This is a genomic window from Bacteroidota bacterium, from assembly GCA_020161395.1.
In the GTDB taxonomy this organism is placed as follows: domain Bacteria; phylum Bacteroidota; class Ignavibacteria; order Ignavibacteriales; family Ignavibacteriaceae; genus UTCHB3.
Genome location: JAIUOE010000001.1, coordinates 154,296 through 178,663, shown reverse-complemented (window position 1 = coordinate 178,663; position 24,368 = coordinate 154,296). Strand labels below are relative to the sequence as shown.

The following is a 24,368-nucleotide window of genomic DNA, read 5'->3' as shown; positions in this document are numbered from 1 at the left end:
GATTTTGGACAGAGCTCACTGCCCGGGAAGTTCATATATTTGAATATCAGACATTTTAGATTGAGTTTTATGCGTTTACTTCTACTTATTGTTATTCTAACTATCGTTGGATGCAAGGCAGATTCCACACCGGCAGAAAAGATTGAGATATCTTTAAAAGATAATGTCCCTGCGGGAAGTGGTACCCCCTTGGTTTTGAAGGATACAATTCTATTTCTTAAAGTGGGGGAAACGGAGATAAAAGTAAAATTTTATAATTTCGGATCTGTTTCCCGCAAGGTATTTTTAAACCTTCATGATGACGAAAACACTTCAGTTGATGCAACAAAAAAACTGATTTCAGAGACGGGTGATCCATTCCTGGAGGTGCAGGCACAGGGAGAGAGAATGATCTCGTTCCGGATAAACAAAACAAAATACAGGTTCGATCCCAACAGAATTTTTACCCCCGCCGGAATAGAGAAAACACTCAAAGCCAATAGCAAAACCTCCCCCGATGCTGTAAACGCCGTAGCCCGGTTTGCTGAGAGCATAATTAATTTGCTGGCGAAATATGATACAATAGTTGCAGTTCACAACAATAAGCGGGGCTATTCCCTCAAAGATTATTTGAAGGGGGGCTCGTTGGTGAGAGATGCTGAAGAGGTATTCCAGAATCCGAAGATGAGTCCGCATGATTTTTTCTTTGTGGTTGACCGTTCAGATTTCGAGTTTATAAAAGGAAAAAAGATAAATGTTGTTCTGCAGTCGGCAACAACTGTCACCGATGACGGCTCTCTCTCGGTTTATTGCCAGCAAAAAGGAGTCAGGTACCTGAATTGTGAGGCTTTGGAAGGAAATCTGAAGGAACAGACGAGGATGCTGAAGGAAGTGTTTTAGGGGTGTTGTCGCTTTGACCGGCAAAACAGTTTTAAGCCAATTTTAAGAGTCCATTTAGGATGCTTAAAGGAACTCTGCCTTACTTTTGTATTAAAAAAAGGAGAGTTTACAGATGTTCGATCTTAGTCACATTCACCCGATGATAGTTCATTTTCCGATAGCACTTTTAATTGTCGGTTTTTTATTCGATGTAACTGGCTTGATAACAAAAAAGGAATTTTTTAACAAAGCCGGATTATATCTTTTGGTTCTCGGAAGCATCGGAGTGCTTGCCGCCTATTTGTCGGGCGAAAACGCCGGTTCGGGAATAGAAGAAGCAGGAGCCCTGAAGACTGCATTGGAAAATCATGAGGATGCAGCTTTTCTCGCCGCTATAATTGTCTCAATTTCATTTCTTTTCAGAGTGGTTATTGTCTATTTGAAAAAGTATGCCGGGGCATTGAAATTCGTTTCAGCCTTTCTCTTTCTCCTTGCAGTTCTTGCAATTGCGAGAACAGGATATTACGGAGGAGAACTGGTTTACAAACATGCGGCCGGCGTTGAACTGAATCTCGGATTCGGGTCTGAAGCCGAGACACCTCCCGCTGATGTGGATAAAGATTAGTTTTAATCTTTTATTTTGAAACTTAAAAACTGAATTGTATTGATGAGAGTACTCGTTATAGAAGATGAACCCGGAATTGCAAACTTTATCAGAGACGGTCTCTCTGAAGAAGGATTTGCAGTTGACATTGCGGGCGATGGCATTACAGGCTATGAAATGGCTGTTTCCAACGAGTATGACATTATATTGCTTGACTGGATGTTACCCGGAATAAGCGGTATTGAACTGCTTCGCCGCCTTCGTAACGAGAAAAAGGATGTACCTGTAATTTTTCTCACTGCAAAGGACACCGTTCAGGATACCGTTTTTGGTTTGGATTCAGGGGCAAACGATTACATCAAAAAGCCGTTTGCCTTTGCCGAACTTCTGGCGAGGATAAGAGCACAAATCAGAAACACAGGCGAGGAAAACAATATCCTCAGACTGGGTCCGATAGAGATGAATCTTGTGAACCACCAGGTCAGAAATGACGGGACACTTGTCCAACTCACTCAAAAGGAATTTTCGCTGCTGGAATTTCTCATAAGAAACAAAGGGAAAGTCTGCACCCGGACACGAATAATAGAGCATGTCTGGGATATCCATTTTGAATATGACACATCTGTGATTGATGTTTATATGAATTTTCTTCGGAAAAAGCTGGATCTTACCAAGGGCTCTGCAACTATTACAACAATCCGGGGGGTTGGATACATGGCGACCGAAGAGTGATTACTTTTAACCTTCGGAACAGAATTGCATTTCTCTATATGGCTTTTTCAGCCATTATCATTGCATTGCTCCTTGGAATTATCTATTTTGTCGTTCAAATCACCGTTTACACTCACCTCGATACCGACCTCGATACGGAAATGCAGGAGGTCACAAACAATATTGTTGTAATTGACGGCAAGTTAATTTTTGCGAATAAATTCGAGTGGGGCGAGAAGGAACATTCCCAGATAGAAGTAAACCCCACTTTCATACAGGTTTTTGATACTTTAGGCAACTCAATTAAAAAAACGGGAAATCTCAAAGATTCCGGATTAAAATTTCTAAAGGGAAAAAGAGAAGCTGAATATTTCGAATATACGCTTTCGAATTCACCTGTCCGACAGATTCAGACTCCTGTTCTGACCGATTCAGGGGCAGTTGTCGCATATATTTCTGTTGCCGTTTCCCTAAAAGAATCATTCCTTGTTCTCAGCAATCTGAAGTCCAGCCTCCTTATAGCTTTTCCCGTGGTGCTGCTTATTTTGTTTTTTGCATCCAGAATAATTGCAGGGCGGGCTATAGCTCCTATAAACAAAGTAATTGATACGGCAGCAAGGATAACAAAAGAAAATCTTGATGAAAGAATAGAGTTACCTGACCGCAAGGATGAAATTTACTCACTCTCAGTGACCATCAACGGGCTTCTCGATCGCCTTGAGGATGTGGTTTTAAGGGAGAAACAGTTTACCGCCGATGCTTCCCACGAGTTGCGAACCCCCCTCTCCATAATAAAAGGAACTTTGGAAGTGCTTAACCGAAAGCCCAGGGAAGTGGAGCATTACAGAGAAAAAATAGACTATGTTATCAATGAGGTTGACAGAATAACTGCATTGATCGACAGTCTGCTGGAAATTGCCCGTCTCGGTTCGGCAAACCTTGCACCTGATATTATTGCATTTGATCTGAACAGGATAGTCTCTGATATTGTTAACAGATATAAATCTGCTTCGGAAGCAAAAAATCTGAAGTTTACCACCCGTTTTGAAGGGGAGCTGACAGTAGAGGCAGATCCTTCGATGTGCGATATCATCATCTCCAACATCGTCTCAAACGCAGTTAAGTATTCATTCAGCAACAATACGGTGATTGTCGAAACAGGCGTTTATCAAGACAAGACTTTTTGCAAAGTACAGGATTTTGGTCAGGGTATCGGGAAGGATCACATCACAAAAATATTTGACAGGTTCTATAGAGTTGACGAGTCCCGCGATGCCAAAATTGCCGGGAAAGGGCTTGGTCTCTCCATAGTTAAAAAACTCGCCGATATTCAGTCGGTCGAAATATCTGTAGATAGTGAAGCCGGCAGTGGCACCACTTTCACAATAATCTTCCCCCATTCCTTTTAAGTTAATTTTAAGGATGCATTAATTTCCTCTTTAGATTGGCATGTTAGATTGGTACTAAACAATTTGACATTTTTCAAACAAAAAGGAACTACCCAAATGAAGACCAAAACGCTTTTCGCATTGGCGGCTCTTATGCTGTCGTTCATCGCGCCAATCAATTCCAACTCCATTTCAAAAACTACCGTCGGGAATCTTAAAGAAGCATTTAAAGGTGAAACCACTGCAGCCGCAAAATATGCTGAATATGCAAAAAAAGCAAAAAAAGAAGGCTATGCCAAAATTGCCCTCCTGTTCGAAGCAGCATCAAAAGCTGAAAGTATCCATGCAAACAATCACAAGGCGGTTTTGGAGCAGTTAGGTGTAAAAACCGACAAAATTACACCAAAATACACAGTCAAATCAACCAAAGAAAATCTCGAGGATGCCATCAGTGGTGAGGGTTACGAATCGACAACAATGTACCCCGGTTTTATTAAAACAGCCGAAGCTGAAAACAGTAATCTTGCTTTGATTTCATTCAACTATGCATTCAAGACTGAACAAAAACATTTAAAATTATATAAAAGTGCTCTTGAACTTCTGAACAGTGGCAAAGAAAAAACAATGACCTCTAAGTATTTCGTTTGCCCGACCTGCGGAAATACCTATGAGGGAGATGCCCCTTCAAGATGTGGAATTTCAATGACCTCCAAAGAAAAGTTCTTGACTGTAAAATAAGTGCTGTTTGTTGCGGAGACGCAGTTAGTTAAGAAAAAAGGCTCGTGAGAAAGCTGCTGATCAATCGGATTGGCAGCTTTTTTTATATAAAACTAAAAGCCGGATTTTTTTGTTTCTATTATATATCCAATATTGTTTAATGCAGAAGAATAGAAATGAAAACAGATAAAAATAAAACACTGATAGTTGTGGGTGCGGGTTTTGCCGGACTCCAGCTCGTAAAATCATTAAAAAACACACCGCTAAGAATTGTCCTCATTGACAAAAGCAACCACCACCTTTTCCAGCCACTTCTGTACCAGGTTGCTGTAAGTGCCCTTTCACCCGCCGACATTTCGGCACCAATTCGTACAATACTTAAACGGCAGAAGAATGTCGAGGTTATTCTTGGAGAAGTGACTGATATCGACAAATTAAACAAGTCGGTTACTGTTGACGGTCAAAAGGTAAATTTCGATTTCCTCGTCCTTGCACCCGGTTCCCGGCATTCCTATTTCGGGAAGGATAACTGGGAGGAGAATGCCCCCGGACTCAAAACCCTCAAGGATGCGCTTAATATCAGGGAAAACATGCTTGTTTCTTTTGAAGAAGCTGAAAACGAGGCTTTTTTAACGGGGAGAAACATTCCCGTAAAATTTGTTGTGATCGGAGGAGGTCCTACCGGAGTTGAGATTGCAGGTTCTTTGGCGGAGATTGCCACAAAGACCCTCCGGAACGATTTTAGAAATATCGACACCCGTCAGACCAAAATAATACTCGTTGAAGGTTCGGGGAGGCTGCTTGGGGCATACGACTCCCCGTTAAACGAAAAAGCTGCCGAAAATCTCAGGAACATGGGGGTGGAAGTGCGGCTTAACACCATGGTCACCAATATTGATGAGAAAGGCGTGACGCTGGGTGACGAGAGAATAGAAACGCACAATATCATCTGGGCGGCAGGAAATACTGCCTCTCCCCTGATAAAAACTCTCGGAACCAAGACAGACAGAATGGGGAGGGCGATTGTGCGGGAAAATTGTAGCATAAAAGAGAGCGAAGATATTTTTGTAATTGGTGATGCCGCAAACTTCATCGAAAACGGTCAGTCTCTCCCCGGTATTGCACCCGTGGCAATGCAGCAGGGAAGGTATATCGGCAAATTGATTAAAAACAGACTCGAAAACAGGACTGTTCCGGGCTTTGTTTATTCCAACAAAGGAAGTATGGCAACAATCGGAAGAGCAAAAGCAATTTTTCAGGCGGGCAACATCAAACTCTCCGGATTTATAGCTTGGGTTTTATGGGCATTTATTCATATTATGTATCTTATCGGCTTCCGTAACCGCTACCGTGTAATGGCAGAATGGGTGTGGTACTACATTTCCTTTAAGCCGGGCGCGAGACTTATAACGGGGGAACCAAGGAAAATGCATTAATATTAAATCAATGTTCATTTAAAGTTTTGAGGCTTATGGAGAAGTGATGTATTGCCTGATGCCTTAGAACTGACCTCGAGATTTAATTCATCACATGGCTTTGATCAGATCAGCAAAAGCATCAATTCTGATCACTTCTCCCGGCTCAATCAAAAAAGGCAGCAGATCCTCCCTTAGATTCCCCGTATCAAGTAATTGACACCTGGAAAGGAGTCGGCTCTTCAGCCCGTCGAGATTTGAAATACCGGCTTTTGCATTAAGATAATTAAAATCCGGCTCTGTTTTCGCAAAGAGGTAGGTTGCATCGTAGAAATCCCGGCCTTTTAGTGTTTTCCTGTTAAGAATAGCCCACAACTTCTGCGAAAGCAGTACCCCTGGTGGAGCAATCTTGATTCTCTGGAAAACATCGAACTTATTCAGTAGAAAATAGTCTGGTTTGTAGGGGATAATTTGTTCCTCTGTATCAAGCTGAATAAGAATCTTTTCCGATTCATACCCGGAAAGATCGAGATCAAACAGTAATCCCGGGAATCTGAAATAGCATCTGAAAGCATTTCTGCTTACTATTTTAATCTCGACTGAATAGCCTTCATCTGAGAACATTTCCACAATCAGATCAGATATCTCTCCAAACTCATCCAAACTCAGACCGAAGTTGTCAAGATCGATATCCTCGGAGAATCGTTTGGTACCATGCGCAATCCTGATCGCGGTTCCGCCTATGAAGCAGAGCTTATCGGCGTAGTTACTGCTGAATACAACAGTCAGTATCCTGTACTGCAGATATTCCCTCAAGATGTGTCGTTTGAACTGAACTTCTTTTCCTGAATAGAATGAACTTATCGCTTCCAGGCTTATCATCTAACAATCCTTTCGAGTTTCCTGAACCGTCGGGTTAGTGCAGGGGAATCGATGTACTTGAGCCAGGCGGTGATCTTCTTAAAATTAATTCCGGCAAACTCGTCACTGTTTATTCGTAACTCTTCCAGCTTGCCATGATCATCGAGACCGGGATTGAGATAAAGAAAATCAAGAATTGCCTTTTCAGGAGTAGCGATCCTGATGGCGGTGTTCCTGTACACTTTCAGGTCGTAACCGAACATAAGAGCGGGCTTAATCTTTCTGTAGATATAGAGACCGGAATCTGATTCGAACCGGGTGGTTTTCTTTGAGCTCACCGAAGTTATAGCAAAGGTTGTCTCGGGAATCAAACTGTGCAGACTTAAAGCACTCTCGAGTGAAATATACGACGGGGTGTATAGCTTGTTCGCCACAAGGAAAAGCATCCACTCATCCGTTCTGTTCTCGCGAAATGTGAAGACATTCTTTGCCATCCGTCGGATGTATCCTTTTTTCTGCCACTCCACCAACCGGTGGTAGTAAATCTTTTCACCTAAACCGGCAAAGTCACCGGAAGTGAAAAGGGGATAATCAGAAAACGCAGTTCTAAATGATTGGTAATTCATAAACATTTCATTTTTATACTGTTTAAAGTACAAAAAAGAAACTAAATCAACTAAATAAATTTGATGAGAAAAAAACTATCCAAACATTTAATCACCCGTTAACGGAAAGGACGGTCAGAGGATCAGGTATTCCGGCAAATAAAAAGGGCACTTTCTTAAGCTTTTCAGAAAAAGATATATTCTTAAATTTAAATTTGGTTTTAGGATGTTTATCCAAAAACAGATACTCCCTGACATCCTCTCTATCAGATGGTAAACTCTGTCCGTCTGCATCCGATCAGCTAAAAACCATTATATTTGAAGTTTAATTTTAGCTTTTTGAGAGAATGACGAAAAAGAAAATAGTAATTATCGGTCCCGCATACCCTTACAGGGGAGGGAACTCATTGTTTGTTTCCAGTTTGTATGATGTGTTGAAAGATGATTTTGAAGTAAAGATATACAACTACAAACTTCTTTATCCTTCATTTCTTTTCCCGGGAACCACCCAGTTTGACAAGAGTGAAAAAAACATTAAAAAGGCACCAAACGAGAGACTGATAAACTCGATCAATCCTTTTAACTGGTTAAAGGTGGCGAAGAAACTGAGGGAAGAGGAAGCGGACCTTGTTGTTTTCGACTGGTGGCAACCGTTTTTTGGTCCTTGCCACAGGGTAATCTCTTCACGGATAAAGAATTTTTATAAGGGAAGAATTCTTTTTATAACCGAGAACTACATTTCGCACGAGGGGAGTTTTATCGATCATACACTCACAAAAATCGGTTTAAAAAACGCCGGAGCATTCCTGACACTCTCTGCCAAAGTTGAATCAGAACTTAAAAAGACTGCAGGTGCAAGAAAAATTTACAGGAGTGAACTGCCTGTTTACGATTGTTATCAAAGTTCGGGTGGAGTAAGTTCCGGGGAGGCGAAAGTATCCTTCGGATTTTCAAGGGATTCCAAAGTAATCCTTTTCTTTGGATATGTACGCAAGTACAAGGGACTCGATCTGTTGCTCGATGCAATGCCCGGGATAATAGCTAAAGATCCCGGAATAAAACTCCTTGTTGCGGGAGAGTTTTATGATGAATTTGAGTTTTATAAAAACATAATAAATAAACGAGACATCAGTTCCTCCGTGTATATGATCAACAAGTTTATCTCGAATGAGGAAGTTTACAAATACTATGAGCCTGCCGACCTTGTGATCCTTCCCTACCGGAGCGGGACACAGTCGGGGATTCTGAATGTGGCGTACGGATTTTTGAAGCCGGTACTTGTTACGCGGGTTGGTGGTCTGGCAGAATTTGTTGATGAGGGAAAATCGGGATTTGTAATCGAGCCCGATTCTCCTGAAGCGATTGTTGATGGTGTGATAAAATTCTTTGAGGAGAGAGAAAAATTTGATTTCCCCGGCTACATTTCTGAAAAGGTCTCAGCGAATGGTTTCAACAACATGCCCGCTCTCTTTAAGCAGATAATAGAGGAACAGACCCGATGATTTTGAAACATGACTGCATCCACTTCCCCGGCGACAGACCCTGCAAATTCAACAAGCTGGAAGGGAGAATCTGCACAAATTGTAACGATTATGAAAAATATGACCCGGGTGAAACGGGTTTCAGGATATTAATCATCAAGCTTGATGCTCTTGGGGATGTACTAAGAACAACCTCCATTCTCCCCGCGATAAAAAAAATATGGCCCGGATGCCGGATCACATGGGTAACAAAAAGAAATTCTGTTCCCGTTTTTAAGAATATTGACATGGTCGAGAGGGTTGTGGCATTTGAGGATACGGTTGAGGTATTAAAAATTGCCGAACAAAATTTTGATATTGTAATCCATCCTGATGCATCTCCCCAAAGTGCTCCTCTTGCAACTGTTGTCGGCTCATTCTGTAAATACGGTTTTGAAACGGACAATACGGGGAAGGTCATTCCTTCTGACAGCAAGGCTAATGAGTGGTTTGAGATGGGAGCCTTCGATCACCTCAAAAAAGCAAATACCAAAACTTATCAGCAGATAATCCACGAAATTGCCGGTCTACCTTATGAAAAAGGGGAGATTCAGGTGATACTGGATGCCGGAGAGCTTGAACTTAAGCGACAATTCATCGAAAAACACGCATTGTACGAGGCAAAATATCTGCTGGGAATAAATGTTGGTGCATCGGGCAGATGGCAACTGAAGCAGTGGAGGATGGATGGTTTTGAGGAACTGATAAAATTCCTTCATGGTGTCGTTCCGGGAATCGAAATACTCCTTTATGGCGGCAGGGAAGAAGAAGAGAGAATAAATGAGCTTACTGAAAAATTCCCTCAACTGATTTCGACAGGTACAAACAACGATCTCCGAACCTTTTTCGCACTTCTTGACATACCACAGGTTGTGATAACGGGTGATACGATGGCTCTGCATGCTGCCACAGCACTGAAGAAAAGGGTGATCTGCCTGTTTGGTCCCACTTCATACAATGAGATAGAGGATTACGGAAGGATAACGAAGATATACCCGCAGATGGATTGCCTTGTTTGCTACAAACCGTCGTGCGACTTCAAACCAAACTGTATGGAAATGATTTCCACGCAAATGGTCCTGGATGCTGTTCTTTCAGCCTTTGGACTTGGTCTCGCCTGACGACAGGTTAAAATCGCTCTATATCCGACACCCCGTCTATTTGATATATGCAAGTTTGATCGTTCCGCTGTTTTTCCCGCTTGTCAGTCTGGCAAAATAGATTCCCGAGGGGAGATCGCCGGGACGGAAATTAATTGTATGGAAGCCTGCCGCAAGATCCCTGTCAATCAAAACCGCCACTTCTTTCCCGTTTAGATTATAGACTTTTAAACTCGTTTTTCCGGGAGTGGTGAGAGTAAAAGAAATTCTGGTTTCGGGATTGAACGGATTCGGTTGATTCTGAAGCAGTTGGAAAACCACGGGTACGGAAGACTTGTCGTCGACCGAGACAGGTCCCGCCGGGAAGAACCAGTGGATCATATTCATCAGATTTGCCCGCCACAACCCCCAACTATGTCCTTCGGGAAATTCCTTCGTCCAGACAGTGTAGCCCTTCGATGTAAGAGTATCCCTGAAACTTCTCATGTTGCCGTAGAGTGATTCATAAGTGCCCCAGATTGCAAAATACTTTATATCCTTTTTCGGAGCTGAAATTATCGTGTTATAGATTTCATAATCGTTGGGCCAGAAAGCACCCGAATGCAAGCCGCAGTTCGCAAAGATATTGGAGTAGTTCCACGAAATTATTGCAGAAATGTTCCCTCCAAATGAGTCGCCGAGCACAAGTCTTTTATTTTTATCGGGAATGGTTTTGTAATTAGCATCGATAAAAGGAACCAGCTCAAGAGCAAAAAACGACATGTATTTGTTCCTGAGTGTCCCGGCATACTCATCATTTCTGTTGTTCGGTCTTACAAAAATTCCGATCACAGGTTCTATTTTCCCGCTGTCGATTGCATTGTCGAGAATTGTCGCTGCTTGAGCGAGGGAGAGGTAATCGGTGCCATCCTGAACATATATGGCAGGGTAGCGACGGGTCGAGGTTGAGTCGTATCCCGGTGGCAGATAGATGTAATAATTGAAAGAGGTACCTGTATTTGTGCTGTTGATGGAGTATGCAAGAAGCTCACCGACAGGAAGTCCGGGTCTGCGTATAATTTCCCATGGTTGAACATATTCCGGCATTGCAAGTTCGGAGTTGGGACCGAATCCACCGGGGCACTGTTTCGGATTGAGGGGGTCGAGAATCCAGGTGCTTCCATTCACCACAATTTTATAATCGACGCGGGCATTCATTTCAAAGGAGCGGAAGTAGTAGAACAGATTGGTGTTCGTTATCCTGTTCATGGTAATGCTTGCCGACCAGGCAGTAAAATCACCTGCCAACTGGATATAATTCGCATTTGAGTTGTAAAGAAACACCGCCATATTCCCCTCTTTAATGGGGATACCCGTGGTTCTGTTTGCATTCACAAAGCTGTCTGCCACAGCGGTTTTCCGGACAGGGTCCTGAATTGTATTGATGTAGGAAAGGAAATTAAGAAAGCCCGACTGCGAAAAACCCGAGGGGATATGGAGCAGCAGTGCAAGGAGAAGATATTTAAGTTTCATCGGTTTTTGTTTTCATTTATTCACATTGCATCTGCGAATATATCTAAACCTGACCCAATAAAAAACCCCGATAACGATGGCTATCGGGGTTGGAGTTGGAATTTATTTGCTACTGTTTTTTCAGTGACATGTTAAATTTATAAGTGGTATCTGCGATCAGGGGGTAACTTTTGAATTTCAATTGAAGTTCACCATTTACTCTTCCTGTGGTCGAGTTTAATTTTCCTTTAAATTCCCATTCATTTTCAGAAGCGGAACTGAAGACAATAAACAATGAATCATTTCTTACCGAGCCCACGGGGTTAAGGGTTCTTGTAACAGTAACGGTGCTTGAGCCTGTTTTTCTGAAAAGGAGATAACCCTGTCCGGCGAGTGAGGCGTTGGTTCCCGAGCCGTTAAATGTAACGATTGCATACTCGAGTCCGCTTGCTGACTGAACCGAGTCTTTCCACGATGCCGCATAAGCTGATGGAGTATTGTCAACGGGTGGTGTAACCGGATTATCGTCTTTCGAGCAGCCGGCTAATATAAAAAGGGAAATGAGTGGAATAAAAAGGAACTTGCGCATTTGTAATACCTGTAATAATTGATTAAATTGATGTGCAAATATATGTTTTGGGTTCCAACCTGCAATGTGTTAAAACGCAAACCTTTTAAAAATATTTTTTTGTTGTAATTCAATAATTAACGAATTTTAAAGGGCATAAATATCAATTTAAACAAACACTCTCCTTCTATCTCTATGAAAAAAACAATTACCATCTGTCTTCTCCTGGTGTCCATCCTTTTTGCACAGGAAACATATAAAAAAGTTAAAATTTTCCCGTCTCAGACCGAAGGGTTCAGAGCAATTGCTCAACTTGCATTCGACCTTGAGGAAACATCGGTTGAAAAAGACGGAACCGTCAGGATGTTCCTAAATTCAAAGGAATTTGGACAGCTTCAGTCATCCGGGCTGCAATATGAAGTATTGATTGAGGACTGGAACAGTTACTACAATTCACTTCCAAAACTGAAACCGGAGGAATCGGCTGCTTTTTTAAGTGAGAGCAGGGAGAGATATGGAGTTGAAGGATTCGGATTTGGATCGATGGGGGGATTTTACACTTTTCAGGAGGCGATAAATCAACTTGACTCTCTCCACGCCAGATTCCCCAATCTGATAACACAAAAATTTCAAATCGGGGAGACGGAAAACGGAAGACCGATATGGGCAGCGAAGATAAGTGACAATCCAAACAGTAACGAGGATGAGCCGAGAGCACTTTTTGACGGGTTGATACACGCCCGTGAACCGATTTCGATGATGACGGTCTTGTATTACATGTACTATCTTTGCGAGAACTATGGTACCAATCCCGAGGTGACATATCTCGTGAATAACAGGGAAATATTTTTTGTTCCTGTTGTGAACCCTGACGGCTATGAATACAACCGCTCAACAAACCCAAACGGTGGAGGGATGTGGAGGAAAAACAGGAGGAACAGCGGGAATGGCAACTATGGTGTCGATCTGAACAGGAATTTTGGATATATGTGGGGCTACGACAACACCGGTTCCAGTCCCGAGCCTTCCTCGGAAACCTACAGGGGACCTTCGGCATTTTCAGAGCCTGAGGTGGCAGCCATAAGGAATATCTCAAATCAGAAAAATTTCAAGACCTACATCAATTTCCACTCCTTTGCCAATGCGATGCTCTATCCCTGGGGATATATAAATCAGGTAACCCCTGACAATGCAATCTACAGCGACTTTTGCAGCTACATGACTCAATATAACAGATTTGAATACGGGAACGGGGGAACAATCCTCGGTTACAATTCGAACGGCAGTTCCCGTGACTGGTTTTACGGAGAGCAGACAACAAAGCCAAAATCATTCGGTTACACTTTCGAAATTGGCGGGGATGCAGACGGATTCTGGCCCGCACAAAGCAGAATTTTCCCACTTGTTCAACTGAACCTGAGACCCCTCCTTTTCAAGTCGTGGGTTGCAGGGGAGTTCGTTTCTTTGTTTGCTCCTCGATTTGATCGGCAATATTTCAATCCGGGGGAAACGGTCACAATGAGACCCCTTCTCAAGAACAGAGGTTTGTCTCCTGCAGCAGGAGTTTCGGTGGAGCTTGTGTCACTTTCACAGGATATTTCAGTTGTGACCGGATCAACTGCGCTTGGCAATCTCGCTTCGATGGATACTGCGGTTGTTGCTCAGCCGTTAAGTTTCTTTATCGGATGGAATGCCGGAAGTGGAGTGTCTCACAAAATAGTGGTAAAAACTGTAAAAGAGAACACGGTAATGTCACAGGATACACTTCTGATAACTCTTGGGGTTCCAAATTACATTTTTCTTGATACCACCGGCAACCCTTTGACAAACTGGACAGTTACCGCCACACCGGGAACATCACCAAAGTGGGAGGCGACCACCACATCATTTGTCTCTTCCCCCGTATCGTTTACCGACAGCAAAACGGGTAATTACATTGCGAGTGCAACGGTAACGATGACCACCACAAACCCCGTAAGTTTGCAGGGAGTAAATAATCCTAAACTTGAGTTCTGGTTAAAATACGATATCGAATCCAATTACGATTATGCACAGGTGATGATTTCCACCAACGGAGGTTCCTCATTTACCGCACTGCAGGGAAAATATACCGAGATGAGCACAGGATCGTTCCAGCCGCCAAACCAGCCGGTGTATGACGGATCAAGGCTGAACTGGGTTAAAGAGGAAGTTTCCCTGTTACCCTATGCTGGTCAGCAGGTTTTGCTGAGGTTCAGACTTGTAACCGATAACACACAACAAAAAGACGGTATTTACCTCGATGATATCGGTATTGTCGGCTATTCGGTTGTACCTGTTGAGCTGACATCCTTGACTGCATCCATCAATTCCAAAGGATTGCCAACCGTGAAGTGGGAAGTGGCATCAGAGTTGAACAACAAAGGTTTTATTGTAGAAAGAAGAACTGTTGAAACAGGTTGGGAGGAGAGAGGATTTGTGCCGGGAAGGGGGACAAGCCAGTCTCCCGCCTCATATGCGTTTGAGGACAACATAACCGGAGCCGTGCAGGGGATAATTTCATACAGGATAAAGCAGATCGATTTTGACGGCTCTTCAACCATTTATGGACCGGTTGAAGTTGAGAGTGCAAATCCTGCAGAATATGCCCTTGGGCAGAATTACCCCAATCCTTTTAATCCGGTCACGAGAATAAGTTATACATTACCCGTAAGGAGTATGGTGAAGCTCGAAGTATTCGATGCTACAGGGCAGACCAAAAAGGTTCTTGTATCGGGTGAAATGGAGGCAGGCTGGCATTTTATCGATTTTGAGTCTTCCGGTCTGACGAGTGGTGTTTATTTGTACCGGATTACAGCAGGTAACTTCTCGGAGACCAAAAAAATGTTAATTTTGAAATAGTGATAGTAAAAATTAAATTGTCAACCAGTTGGAAAGAGAATCATAGATGAAGTCAGGACTTCCTGTCGTATTTCTCATAGATGATGATCACATGATGCACGATCTTATAAAAATCATTCTTGAGGGAATGGCTGATTTAAAGAGTGCATACAGTTTTGATGAGGCAGAGGCTTATCTTAGACAGCCTGACATCGATCCCGTGATGATGCTTGTCGACCTCAACCTCGGGCGGGGTGGTAATGGTGTCGACCTCCTTAAGAGCATCAAACAGATGCCCCGGTTTGCCGGGGTTCCCGTCGTGGCTGTTACGGCATATTCGATGTCAGGTGACGATGAGAAACTTCTCGAAGAGGGTTTTGACTATTTCCTGTCGAAACCGTTCAGAAAAAGGATTTTACTCGAAATCTTTAACAAAGTGCTCGCTTTAAAATAAAAAAGAGGCTGCCCCTTTTGAGACAGCCTCTCTTTTCAGTGCAAATATTCTACTTTGACAACAGGTAATCAGCAATCTTGCCAAGATCTTTTGGATCTTTATTCCCGTATGCCGGCATTATACCGGAAGCATATTTCGTTTTGTAATCGTCGAAACGCGCACCTGTTTTATTCTTGTCAGGATTTCGCAGGTATGCGATCAAAGCTTCTCTGTCGTAATATTTACCCAGCCCGGTGAGGGGTGGTGCTGCTTTTGTGCCTTCAAGCTCACCGCCGTGGCAGTTCAAGCAACCAAATTGAGATACCAGCTCTTTACCACCGGCTCCTGAAGTTTCCGAACTGCCCATTCCTTCACTGTATCCAGCACCTGATGCCGGCGCACCGGTATCACGGGTCAGGTGTTGAAGAAAGAAGAGTCCGGCAAAAGCCGCCAGAAAGATTAGAATCCATACTAAGGTTTTAGTCATGTAACCTCGAAAAGTTGTTAATTATCGTTTGCAATATCGTAATAATTTTTGTAAGCTTTTATCCCTTCAAAAATGGACTTTGCGAGCTGGTCCTGCCCTTTCCCGCTTGCGAGGTATTTTTCCTCTTCCACATTTGAAATAAATCCAAGTTCTATCAGTACATTTGGCATTGAAGCACCTATCAGAACATAAAACCCCGCCTGTTTAACTCCCCTCGAAGAACGGTTGGTGTGTTCTTTAAAACTTTTGTTCAGTAATCCGGAAAATTTTTCCGAGTGGTGCATATAAGCTGCGTGAGCCATGGAAGTGAGGATGTAATTTTCATCGTCAAGTTCTTTGTATCTCCCCGGGTCATCTTCATATTTGATCACGCTGTTTTCAATCTTCGCAATGGCAATGGCATCTTTTGTCTTCCCGGGACGGAGCAGGTAAATCTCGTATCCGCTCGCCTTGCTGTTTCTCTCGGGTGTTGAATTGCAATGGATGGAAATAAAGAGATCGCCCGATTTTTCATTGGCGATTTTTCCTCTTTGGTAGAGTTCCACAAACGAATCGTTGTTTCGCGTGTAAACAACTTTCACGCCGGGGAGATTTTTTTTAATCAGTTCCCCGACCTTCAGAGTTACAGCAAGGTTAACATCCTTTTCCCTCGTCTTGTTGGTGCCAACAGCACCCGCATCCTTTCCGCCGTGACCGGCATCGAGGACGACTACATCAAATTTCCAGTCGTCTTTTTTTTTACCGGAGCTTCACCTGTCTCCGACTTTGAATAAACAAGAACCTGAATCTCTTTTTTTGATTTAATTCTTTTTACTTCATAGGAGGAATAGGAGTCGTTCACATAGATCATCAGTTCACCCGTCCCTTTTCTGACTCTTCCCTTTACTTCCTTCACAGGACCTGATTTGAAAGTTTTTTCGATGTTTTTAAGTGTAATATCGCATTTTTCAATGGTGATGGAGATATATTTTTTGCTCTCGTCTTTCAGGGAGTGTTTAATTCCGTTTGCTTCGCCGGTATAGAAAAATGTTGCCATCATTCCGTTCGACTTCACTTCGTAGGAGGCTTTACCGATAACAGTTTTTTTATTGGTCTTTACATCCTTGTCGTCGTCGTTCTCATCTTTTTTTGTTACGGGCTTGTCTTCCTTTTCAGGTTTTGTCTCTTTATCGTCCGCTATCGAACCATCTTTTGGAAATTTATACGAATACTTCTCCTCGAATGCGGCAGAGAATGCTTCCTTGCTTGCTGCAACAGGAATCAGAAGGTCGCCCCCTTCCCTGATTGCTGATTTCGACATCTTGTAGGTCTTGCTCTTTTTATCTTTTGTAACCACTGCATTTGGATTTTTTGCAGTAAACTTGATAGAAGACTTGGAAGATGTTGCCAGATCAAACTTTGTGTTTTCGCTCGATTTGGTCAGTTTAAGAGAAAATTTGGACGACAGATCATTCAGCGAGAGATATGTTACGCTCGATTTTTTTACTGTCTTTATTTTCTTGGTTTTGTCTTTGACAGTTATCTCCACAGACTGTGCAGAGGCTGCAGAGATCGATAAAAATACCAGTAAAAGAAGTTTGACAACCAATTTCATTACAATTTCCGGACTTTATTAAAACTAAAGCATTAAATTAAGCAATTATTGTAAACTTATGAAATATAAAAATTTACGCATCTTTTTACTTGTGTGTTCTCCTGTCGGAACGATTTTCTTATATTTGACATTGTTAAAAAGCCAATTTTGCAATTTTGACCGAAAACGAAATTATTAAAACAGGTAAACAAATATGAAAAAGCTGACCATATATCCGATTCTGATGCTAATCGCATTCACATTTTTTTACGGTTGTTCAGACAAAAACTCCCGTGAATACACTCTTAGCGACAGTGTTGAGACCAAACCTGCCGCTCCTGCTCCTGCTCCTGTGGAAGAGGCAACCGGCGACGGATTGACCCTCACCATCAAAGGGGAGATGTTTAAGGATGGAAAACATACCCTGAAACCGTTATCCGCCTCTTATTCTGACGCTGACGGTGTGACCGTTTTGATGTTCAAAGGGATGCTGGACAAAGACTCCGCCCAGGTGGAAATTACTTTCACCGGAGATAAAGCCGGAAAATTTGAAGTCGGCAAGATGAGTGGTAAAGGAAACGGGAAAAACGGGTTTACCATCAGTGGATGGATTCCCGGAGCAGACCCTGCAAGTAAATATCTCTTCCTGAGTAATATGGGTCAGATTGAGATAAGTGAAACAGGTTCGGTAATAAAAGGTTCGGTAAAAGGTGGTGGAACCGATATCAGAGCGGAAACCCCAAGTGACCTGACACTCGAAGGAAGTTTTACAATTCAGAAAAAATAGAGTGAGGGGCATCCGCCCCTCTCTTATTCTTTCGGTTCGATTTTTCTAAAGGCTTTCATCCCGCCCGCAACATTCACAGTTTTGAAGCCTTTTTCATTGAGCAGGGTACAGGCTTTGCCCGACCTGTTCCCTGATCTGCAAATAATTTTAATTTCTTTGTCTTTGTATTTGTCGAGTTCACCGGCTCTTCTGTCAAGATCCAGAACGGGGATGTGGATGATCCCGGGAATGGCGCCAAGTTCACCTGTCAGTTCCTCTGCTGTTCTTACATCGAGGATAACAAGGTTGCTGTCCTTGCTGTCAATTAATTTTTTTAATTCATCAACGGAGATTTCAGTCCTTGTTGCTGAGTTTGAGTCCGACGAACTGTTTTGGGCGTTGCATCCGAAGAAGCCGAATATCAGAAGTGCCAGCGGCAGAATAAATTTGTTTCTCATGATTCCTCTTGTTATTCAAGACCAAGTTTACTTAATAAATTTCTGTGGAGTTCATCCGTAAAGTCGGGATTGTACTCCCTGTACCAGTCGATGGTACATTCCACGGAGGCACAATAATCCTTGCAGGCATCACATTTTTCGATATGTTCTCTGATGGCTCTGCACTTTTCGGAGTTAATATCTTCTTTCAGGTTTTCGCAGATGTGCAGCATCACATCTTTGCATTTTACTTCTTCGAATTTCATTTTTTGAAAGCCTCGGATATCTCATTTCTTAAAAAAGCTCTTGCTCTGTGGAGCCTTGACTTCACAGCCGGTACTGATAAACCCGTAATTCCGGCAGTTTCTTCGGTTGAAAGCTGTTGAACATCCCTCAGGGTGAAGACAATTCTGTATTCGGGAGCCAGTTTGTCAATCGCCATGTCCAAAATTTCCCTCAGTTCTGCATTTTCAACAGATTTGTAAGGAATTGTCGACCAGTCAGCGACATATTTTTCGTTGAAAAGTTCGTCATCATTGTCAGGTTCAACGAACAGGTCCTTTTTTTTACTTCTTGCCGACATCAGACAGTGATTCATGGAAATACGGTAGAGCCAGGTGGAAAGTTTTGAATTTCCATCGAAACCTTTGAGCGATTTAATCATACTCAGGAAGGTTTCCTGCATCACATTTTCGGCTTTATCCCTGTTTCTGCAGATTTTAAACGCAAAACTGAAGATGGTTTTTTCATATTTTTTCACCAGGTCACGCAGAGCATCTTTATCTCCGGATTTGGCGAGTTCAATTATTTGTTCTTCTGACATGTAGTATGATGTTTCAAATTTAAAAAAGATTCAATAAATGGGGGACCCAGCACCTGGTTGATCGATGCTCTTCCATAAAAAATAACATGCAATGGTGTTGTAAGGTGCCCAATTCCCTTTTTTTGAAATTTCTGCAACAGTTTTTGCATCGGGCATTTCGGGGAGATCGTAGTTGACCATAATCGCCCTTTTGATTCCCAGATCACCTGTTGGCAAGACATTTGGTCTGATAAGGGTAAACATCAGGAACATGTGGGCAGTCCACTCGCCCACACCCTTTATTTTAACAAGTTCCTTAATAATCTCTTCATCGCTCATTTCCGGGAATTTGTGAAAGTGTACCTCCCCGTTAAGAAATGCCGAAGCGATGGCTTTAACATATGTCACTTTCGCATTCGAGAGTCCGAGAGCCCTCACATCCTGATGGTCAGCCTCGAGGAGGGCTGTCAAATCGGGCGGATCCCCGAACTTTTTGAGGAATCGCTGCTCGATAGTGTAAGCCGCTTTTATCGAAAGCTGCTGATTTAAAATAGCCGTTATAAGGTCTTTTGCATACTCTTCACGCGGTTCGTACCAGTAAGGAGGTATTTTTTCTGTTAAAGGTTTAAGAATTGGATCATTTTTACGCAAATGATCGATACCTTTTTCTATTTCATTTCGATGCATTTAATTAAGTTAGTTGTTTATAAATGAAAAAATTTTTATTCTCAAACATAAATGTTAACAACTTCAAAATTAGTCGAAAAATTAAAGACGAACTTTTTCTTCAAAAAAGCTCCTGATGTTGCTGCCTCTCCGGGCAGTTTAAAGAGCAGCATCGTGGAAGTCCCTGAAGGTAAGCTGGTTTTCCAGAATGGAGAACCCTCCGAAAATGTTTACCTGATTCTGTACGGACTTGTGAAGATCAAGATAAAAACCAAAACCGGTGCCAAGATAGTATCAAGGGCAGCGGGTGATTTTTTTGGCGAAAGAGAAGTGCTCGAGGGGAAAGAAAGAACCTCTACTGCGATAACAGAGATTGATTCCGAATTCTTTGTACTCAGCAAAGAGAGATTCCTGTCTTACCTGTACGGTAATGATGAGATTAGAATAAATGTAAAGATTAATCTCGCAAAAACCTATGATCTTACAAAAGAGGGTGCCGAGACAATCATTGACAATAATGAACCCGACGGGAAACAGTTATCAATTCCTCCCGATACTGAAGTGGTACATGAAGCCGTTGAAGTCAGCGGAAAGGATGTTGAGACAGCCTCACCAGAGATACTTCCGGAAGAGCCCGAAATTAGAGAACCCGAAAAGGAATCTGAAGAGGAAGGCGTTTATGATGATTTCGATTTTGATGAGGATGACTTTGAGCCTGTAAATGAGCCGGACACTCAGGTTGCAACTGAAAAATCAGACCGGTTGGACACTCTTTTTATTGAAGAGGGAGAAGACGGGGACGAGGTAATCAGTGAAGATGAACTTCTCCGTGCTGTCGATGAGCTCGATGAAGCTGTCATTGAAGAGGACTTTTTTGAAGACGACGATGATTTTGAAGATTTCGAGGATGACGATTTTGAACCCGGCGATGAAGACGATGACGATTTCCAATTACCTGAAGAAGATGAAGATTTCGAAGAAGACCTTGACGAATTCGACCCCAATAAAGAATTGGAACTTACGGCCGGGTATGCAGAGTCCCCGATGGAGATTGAGGAACCTGATTACGACAAACTGAATGAACCGGCAGTTGCGGAAACAGAAGAAGAACCCTATTTTGAAGCGGAAGGTGACTTTTCGTCTGTTGTGGTTGAAATGCCTGCAGCGGATGAACCGGCAGAACAAATCACTCCTTCTGAAGAAGAGGAGCTTCGGGAGACAGCAGAAATCTCTTCTTCAGCCGGGCAGCCGGCACCCGAAAAAATCACAATTGTAAACAGCGGTGAAACAATTGCTCTGAGGAAACAACTTGAGCTGATTACCTCTGTTTGCACTGCTGAAAGACCCGTTGATATTTACGACTTTGTAAAAGAAGATGTTTTAAAACTTGTAAATGCCAAAGAATTCGTTATGTTTGTATTCGATGGCGGTTTCCTTTCCTCTGTTACAGGGCATATTTCAGAGGATACCAACTTTGCTGTGCGTGAAAAAATAGCTTACGAGCTCATCACAATGCAGGAGCCCGTTACACTTTTCGACCTTGACAGTTCGGGCATGATGGAAGGGCTGGAAAATATCGACGAAAAAGAGATTCCCTCTTCACTTCTCTACTATCCCCTTATCGGGAGAGAAAACAAAGTGAACGGTTGCTTCCTTTTCTTTTCATCGAACAACGGAAGATTTACCACACACGATGTGATGTCGATTGAAGATATTGCAAAAGCAGCATCCGGAATACTGGACAAAATAGCTGACGGTAAAACCTCTCTTACGGGGAAATACGAGGATCTGCAAAAATATACAGCATTTTTTGGGTCGGAAATCAAAATTGCTGTCGAGACCATTCTTTCGATCAGTGAAACCCTTGACAGGGGAAAACTGACGGACAAAGTCAGATATGGATTCGACATCATCCGTGAAAGAGCCGCCGGTTTAAAAGGATTTCTCGACTCGATACAATTTTTTGTGGGGAAAGTGTCGGGCTTTTCGAAACAGCCTTATCTCGTGAGTGAGCTTTTGGATGACTTCCTCGTGAAAGTCTCCGAGCCGGCAAAACAGAGAGAGGTTACTCTTCTGAGAAAATATAATGCCGACATGGTGATGTTCTTCAACAAGGAGCTCTTTATTCACGCCCTTACGCTCATCACCCAGAATTCATTCGATGCGATGCCGGAAGGTGGAAAGATTTATTTCTCCACTTCCGCGAATGAATCGAACATCCTCATCTCGATAAGAGATACAGGGACGGGGATTCACCCCGATCTTAGGGAAAAGATTTTTGAACCGTTTTACACCTACGGAAAAACAGGTGTCGGGTTGGGACTTCCAATCGCCAACAAGATAATTAAAGAACATGGTGGATTTATCTACCTGGAATCAACAAAAACTCAGGGAACTGAGATAATTATAGCTTTGCCCGTATGATGTATGATTATATTGCAGTTATTGGAGCGACCGCCACAGGCAAGACTGATCTTGCTGTTAAGATCGCTTCTCTCGTCGATGGAGAGATAATCTCCTGCGACTCACGACAGGTTTATCGCGGCATGAACATCGGTACCGGTAAGGACCTGAATGCTTACAGAACCCCCAAAGGGAAAATCCCTTATCACCTTATAGACATTCTCGACCCGAAGGAAGACTACAGCGTTTTCCGGTTTCTCGAAGATTTCTACAACAGTTACTACGACATAGTAAGCCGTGGTAAAGTGCCCGTGCTCTGCGGTGGCACTTATATGTATTTTACGGCTCTTTTCCTTCGTTATCCGCTAATCAAGGTTCAGAACCTTGAGGAAAAAGCTGAAGCTCTGATGGAGCAGGAACATGAAACTCTTATTGCAGAGTTGAAAGAACTGAATCCTTTGCTTCATAACAGGACTGACCTCGTCGAGAAATACAAAACGGCAAAAGCACTCGTAATTGCCCGCGAGAGTATTCAGTTCGAGCAGCAAAACGGACTCACTCACCCCCCGATCGAGTTGAATCCACTCGTTATTTCCACTCAGGTCTCGAGAGAAGAGTATTATAAAAGAATACGAATCAGACTTGCCGACCGTCTCCGGGAGGGTCTGGTTGATGAAGTCAGAGAACTGATGAATTCGGGAATAAAGACTGAGCGACTCGAATATTTTGGTCTGGAATACAAATTTGCAGGCAAGTATCTTAAATCAGAGCTTTCCAAAAACGACATGATCCAAAAACTGCTCAACGCGATTAACGATTATGCCAAAAAGCAGATTACGGGTATCACCAAACTCGAAAAAAACGGCGTTCATGTAAACTGGATTGCTCCCGAGGATATCAATGCTGCCAAAAAATTGATCGAAGAAGCAGGATTCGAAATAGTTGAATAAATTTAAAGACCCCGTCGCCGCATATCTTGCAAAGCGGGGTCTTCATCTTACACCGGATTATCAAAATTTTTCCGGCTTTAAGGAAGTGGTGGTTGTGGTTCCCTGCTACAATGAACTTGAAAACCTTCCTTTCCTTTTGGATTCATTCCTCGCAAACGACACTTCAACTTTCGAAAAAATCGCCTCTCTTTTTGTAATAAATCACCCTGAAAATGCTGCATCCGAAATTAAAAATTCAAGTAGTGAGACCGTAAGGCTTCTGACTGATTTTGGCAGCAGTTCCCCCCTTCCTGTTGCGATAATTGATATGCCGGGTGCGGGGAGGGAAGTGCCGGTCAAGTTTGCCGGAGCAGGCTATCCAAGAAAAACAGGTCTCGATTCCGCAATTTCCCTCACAGATCATGCCCGTCCCGGTAACTCTCTCCTCGTCTCTGTTGATGCGGATTGTCTCGTCGCACCCTCATATTTTACGCGGCTCGTCGAACTTGCTCAAAGAGGTTGCAAAGCGGCAGTTTTGGAATATAAACACAGAGAAGATGATGCTGAAAACATCGAAGCGATCAGGGAATATGAAGCCTGTTTGAGATCGTACACCGACGGACTCAAATACGCAGGCTCCCCTTACGCATGGCATTTTATCGGTTCGACCATGGTTTCGAATGTCTCAACCTATGTAAAGGCCGGGGGGATGAATACCCGAAGGGCTGCCGAGGATTTTTATTTTCTCGAGAACATCGCAAAAGTCACTAAAATTGAAAGTATTGAAGAAGTGCTTGTATTCCCCTCAAACAGAGTGAGTGACAGAGTGATTTTCGGAACAGGAAAGGCGATGAACGACCGGAAAGAAACGGGAAAAGCGATCAAGCCTTATCCCCCAATCGTGTTTGAACGGCTCAAAACCTTTTTGAGTGTATATCATGAAGATTACACTTCCGTTGAAAAACTTATAGACGCAATCCGAAAAACAGATGAAGAGACCTTTGTCTTTTTGGAATCCTGCAAATTCTCAATTGCCATGAGGAGCATTTACAAATCATCGAAGAGTGGAGCCCAGATTTCAAATCAAAAAAACATCTGGTTCGATGCCCTGAAAACCATGAGGCTGGTCTCTCTTTTCAGAACTTCGGAACCTTAGAACTTCGGAAACTCAGGAT

Annotated in this window: 24 protein-coding genes and 1 pseudogene; 14 read left to right on the top strand and 11 right to left on the bottom strand. The window is 42.8% G+C overall.

Features of this window, described 5'->3' with window-relative positions; genetic code table 11:
• Positions 1-69 precede the first annotated feature (69 nt).
• The 6 genes from LCH52_00785 to LCH52_00760 all read left to right on the top strand — a co-directional run bounded on the left by LCH52_00785 (position 70) and on the right by LCH52_00760 (position 5,714).
• Positions 70-879, top strand: a complete 810-nt coding sequence (locus LCH52_00785) for a protein tyrosine phosphatase (protein ID MCA0387006.1) — start codon at positions 70-72, stop codon at positions 877-879.
• A gap of 112 nt (positions 880-991) precedes the next feature.
• A complete protein-coding gene (locus tag LCH52_00780) occupies positions 992-1,483 on the top strand; it encodes a hypothetical protein (GenBank protein MCA0387005.1) in 492 nt (163 codons plus the stop codon).
• Positions 1,484-1,525: 42 nt separating this feature from the next.
• On the top strand, positions 1,526-2,194 hold the full coding sequence (locus tag LCH52_00775; GenBank protein ID MCA0387004.1) for a response regulator transcription factor: 669 nt from the start codon (positions 1,526-1,528) through the stop codon (positions 2,192-2,194).
• The gene (locus LCH52_00770) at positions 2,191-3,582 is read left to right on the top strand and encodes a HAMP domain-containing protein (protein MCA0387003.1); all 1,392 of its coding nucleotides are present in this window, start codon (positions 2,191-2,193) and stop codon (positions 3,580-3,582) included. Before LCH52_00775 ends, LCH52_00770 begins: the two co-directional genes overlap by 4 nt.
• Before the next feature lie 96 nt (positions 3,583-3,678).
• Complete coding sequence (locus LCH52_00765; GenBank protein MCA0387002.1) at positions 3,679-4,299, top strand: rubrerythrin family protein; 621 nt, start codon at positions 3,679-3,681, stop codon at positions 4,297-4,299.
• 155 nt (positions 4,300-4,454) lie between these two features.
• Positions 4,455-5,714 carry an NAD(P)/FAD-dependent oxidoreductase gene (locus LCH52_00760; GenBank protein ID MCA0387001.1) on the top strand — a complete coding sequence of 420 codons (1,260 nt, stop codon included), beginning with the start codon at positions 4,455-4,457 and terminating at the stop codon, positions 5,712-5,714.
• A gap of 90 nt (positions 5,715-5,804) precedes the next feature.
• Here LCH52_00760 and LCH52_00755 read toward each other — a convergent pair whose 3' ends face one another.
• Entirely contained in the window at positions 5,805-6,575 is a 771-nt protein-coding gene (locus tag LCH52_00755; GenBank protein MCA0387000.1) for a nucleotidyl transferase AbiEii/AbiGii toxin family protein, read from the bottom strand.
• Positions 6,572-7,180, bottom strand: a complete 609-nt coding sequence (locus tag LCH52_00750) for a hypothetical protein (protein MCA0386999.1) — start codon at positions 7,178-7,180, stop codon at positions 6,572-6,574. The genes LCH52_00755 and LCH52_00750 overlap by 4 nt, the downstream gene beginning before the upstream one ends.
• Before the next feature lie 326 nt (positions 7,181-7,506).
• Between LCH52_00750 and LCH52_00745 the strand changes: the two genes are divergently transcribed.
• Positions 7,507-8,661 carry a glycosyltransferase gene (locus tag LCH52_00745; GenBank protein ID MCA0386998.1) on the top strand — a complete coding sequence of 385 codons (1,155 nt, stop codon included), beginning with the start codon at positions 7,507-7,509 and terminating at the stop codon, positions 8,659-8,661.
• A complete protein-coding gene (locus LCH52_00740) occupies positions 8,658-9,800 on the top strand; it encodes a glycosyltransferase family 9 protein (GenBank protein ID MCA0386997.1) in 1,143 nt (380 codons plus the stop codon). Before LCH52_00745 ends, LCH52_00740 begins: the two co-directional genes overlap by 4 nt.
• A 36-nt stretch (positions 9,801-9,836) precedes the next feature.
• Here LCH52_00740 and LCH52_00735 read toward each other — a convergent pair whose 3' ends face one another.
• Both LCH52_00735 and LCH52_00730 read right to left on the bottom strand, forming a co-directional pair.
• Complete coding sequence (locus tag LCH52_00735) at positions 9,837-11,291, bottom strand: T9SS type A sorting domain-containing protein (GenBank protein MCA0386996.1); 1,455 nt, start codon at positions 11,289-11,291, stop codon at positions 9,837-9,839.
• 109 nt (positions 11,292-11,400) lie between these two features.
• Complete coding sequence (locus tag LCH52_00730) at positions 11,401-11,859, bottom strand: hypothetical protein (GenBank protein MCA0386995.1); 459 nt, start codon at positions 11,857-11,859, stop codon at positions 11,401-11,403.
• Between the two features lie 174 nt (positions 11,860-12,033).
• On the opposite strand from LCH52_00730, the gene LCH52_00725 reads away from it, so the two are divergent.
• Both LCH52_00725 and LCH52_00720 read left to right on the top strand, forming a co-directional pair.
• Positions 12,034-14,718 (top strand): immune inhibitor A, encoded by a 2,685-nt coding sequence (locus LCH52_00725; GenBank protein MCA0386994.1) that lies wholly within the window; start codon positions 12,034-12,036, stop codon positions 14,716-14,718.
• A 46-nt stretch (positions 14,719-14,764) separates the two neighbouring features.
• Positions 14,765-15,151: a response regulator gene (locus tag LCH52_00720; protein MCA0386993.1), complete on the top strand. Its 387-nt coding sequence runs from the start codon at positions 14,765-14,767 to the stop codon at positions 15,149-15,151.
• Positions 15,152-15,200: 49 nt separating this feature from the next.
• Here LCH52_00720 and LCH52_00715 read toward each other — a convergent pair whose 3' ends face one another.
• The 3 genes and pseudogenes from LCH52_00715 to LCH52_00705 form a co-directional block, all read right to left on the bottom strand.
• The gene (locus LCH52_00715; GenBank protein MCA0386992.1) at positions 15,201-15,617 is read right to left on the bottom strand and encodes a cytochrome c; all 417 of its coding nucleotides are present in this window, start codon (positions 15,615-15,617) and stop codon (positions 15,201-15,203) included.
• A 17-nt stretch (positions 15,618-15,634) separates the two neighbouring features.
• A pseudogene (locus tag LCH52_00710) lies at positions 15,635-16,327 on the bottom strand (N-acetylmuramoyl-L-alanine amidase).
• A complete protein-coding gene (locus LCH52_00705; protein MCA0386991.1) occupies positions 16,327-17,211 on the bottom strand; it encodes a hypothetical protein in 885 nt (294 codons plus the stop codon). The pseudogene LCH52_00710 and the gene LCH52_00705 overlap by 1 nt, the downstream one beginning before the upstream one ends.
• Positions 17,212-17,404: 193 nt before the next feature.
• Here LCH52_00705 and LCH52_00700 point away from each other — a divergent pair, with 193 nt between their 5' ends.
• Entirely contained in the window at positions 17,405-17,977 is a 573-nt protein-coding gene (locus LCH52_00700) for a hypothetical protein (GenBank protein MCA0386990.1), read from the top strand.
• Positions 17,978-18,000: 23 nt separating this feature from the next.
• Here LCH52_00700 and LCH52_00695 read toward each other — a convergent pair whose 3' ends face one another.
• The 4 genes from LCH52_00695 to LCH52_00680 are packed head-to-tail and all read right to left on the bottom strand — an operon-like array spanning position 18,001 to position 19,846.
• A complete protein-coding gene (locus LCH52_00695; protein ID MCA0386989.1) occupies positions 18,001-18,414 on the bottom strand; it encodes a rhodanese-like domain-containing protein in 414 nt (137 codons plus the stop codon).
• 11 nt (positions 18,415-18,425) lie between these two features.
• Positions 18,426-18,659, bottom strand: coding sequence for a hypothetical protein (locus LCH52_00690; GenBank protein ID MCA0386988.1), 234 nt, complete (start codon positions 18,657-18,659; stop codon positions 18,426-18,428).
• The gene (locus LCH52_00685) at positions 18,656-19,216 is read right to left on the bottom strand and encodes a sigma-70 family RNA polymerase sigma factor (GenBank protein MCA0386987.1); all 561 of its coding nucleotides are present in this window, start codon (positions 19,214-19,216) and stop codon (positions 18,656-18,658) included. Before LCH52_00685 ends, LCH52_00690 begins: the two co-directional genes overlap by 4 nt.
• A 30-nt stretch (positions 19,217-19,246) precedes the next feature.
• Positions 19,247-19,846 carry a DNA-3-methyladenine glycosylase 2 family protein gene (locus LCH52_00680; protein MCA0386986.1) on the bottom strand — a complete coding sequence of 200 codons (600 nt, stop codon included), beginning with the start codon at positions 19,844-19,846 and terminating at the stop codon, positions 19,247-19,249.
• A gap of 87 nt (positions 19,847-19,933) precedes the next feature.
• On the opposite strand from LCH52_00680, the gene LCH52_00675 reads away from it, so the two are divergent.
• Genes LCH52_00675 through LCH52_00665 form a run of 3 tightly spaced genes read left to right on the top strand, consistent with a single transcriptional unit; the run spans position 19,934 to position 24,349 of the window.
• Positions 19,934-22,285: a cyclic nucleotide-binding domain-containing protein gene (locus tag LCH52_00675; protein MCA0386985.1), complete on the top strand. Its 2,352-nt coding sequence runs from the start codon at positions 19,934-19,936 to the stop codon at positions 22,283-22,285.
• Positions 22,282-23,214 carry a tRNA (adenosine(37)-N6)-dimethylallyltransferase MiaA gene (gene miaA, locus LCH52_00670; GenBank protein MCA0386984.1) on the top strand — a complete coding sequence of 311 codons (933 nt, stop codon included), beginning with the start codon at positions 22,282-22,284 and terminating at the stop codon, positions 23,212-23,214. The genes LCH52_00675 and miaA overlap by 4 nt, the downstream gene beginning before the upstream one ends.
• Entirely contained in the window at positions 23,207-24,349 is a 1,143-nt protein-coding gene (locus tag LCH52_00665; protein MCA0386983.1) for a glycosyltransferase family 2 protein, read from the top strand. The genes miaA and LCH52_00665 overlap by 8 nt, the downstream gene beginning before the upstream one ends.
• The last annotated feature ends 19 nt before the right edge of the window (positions 24,350-24,368 follow it).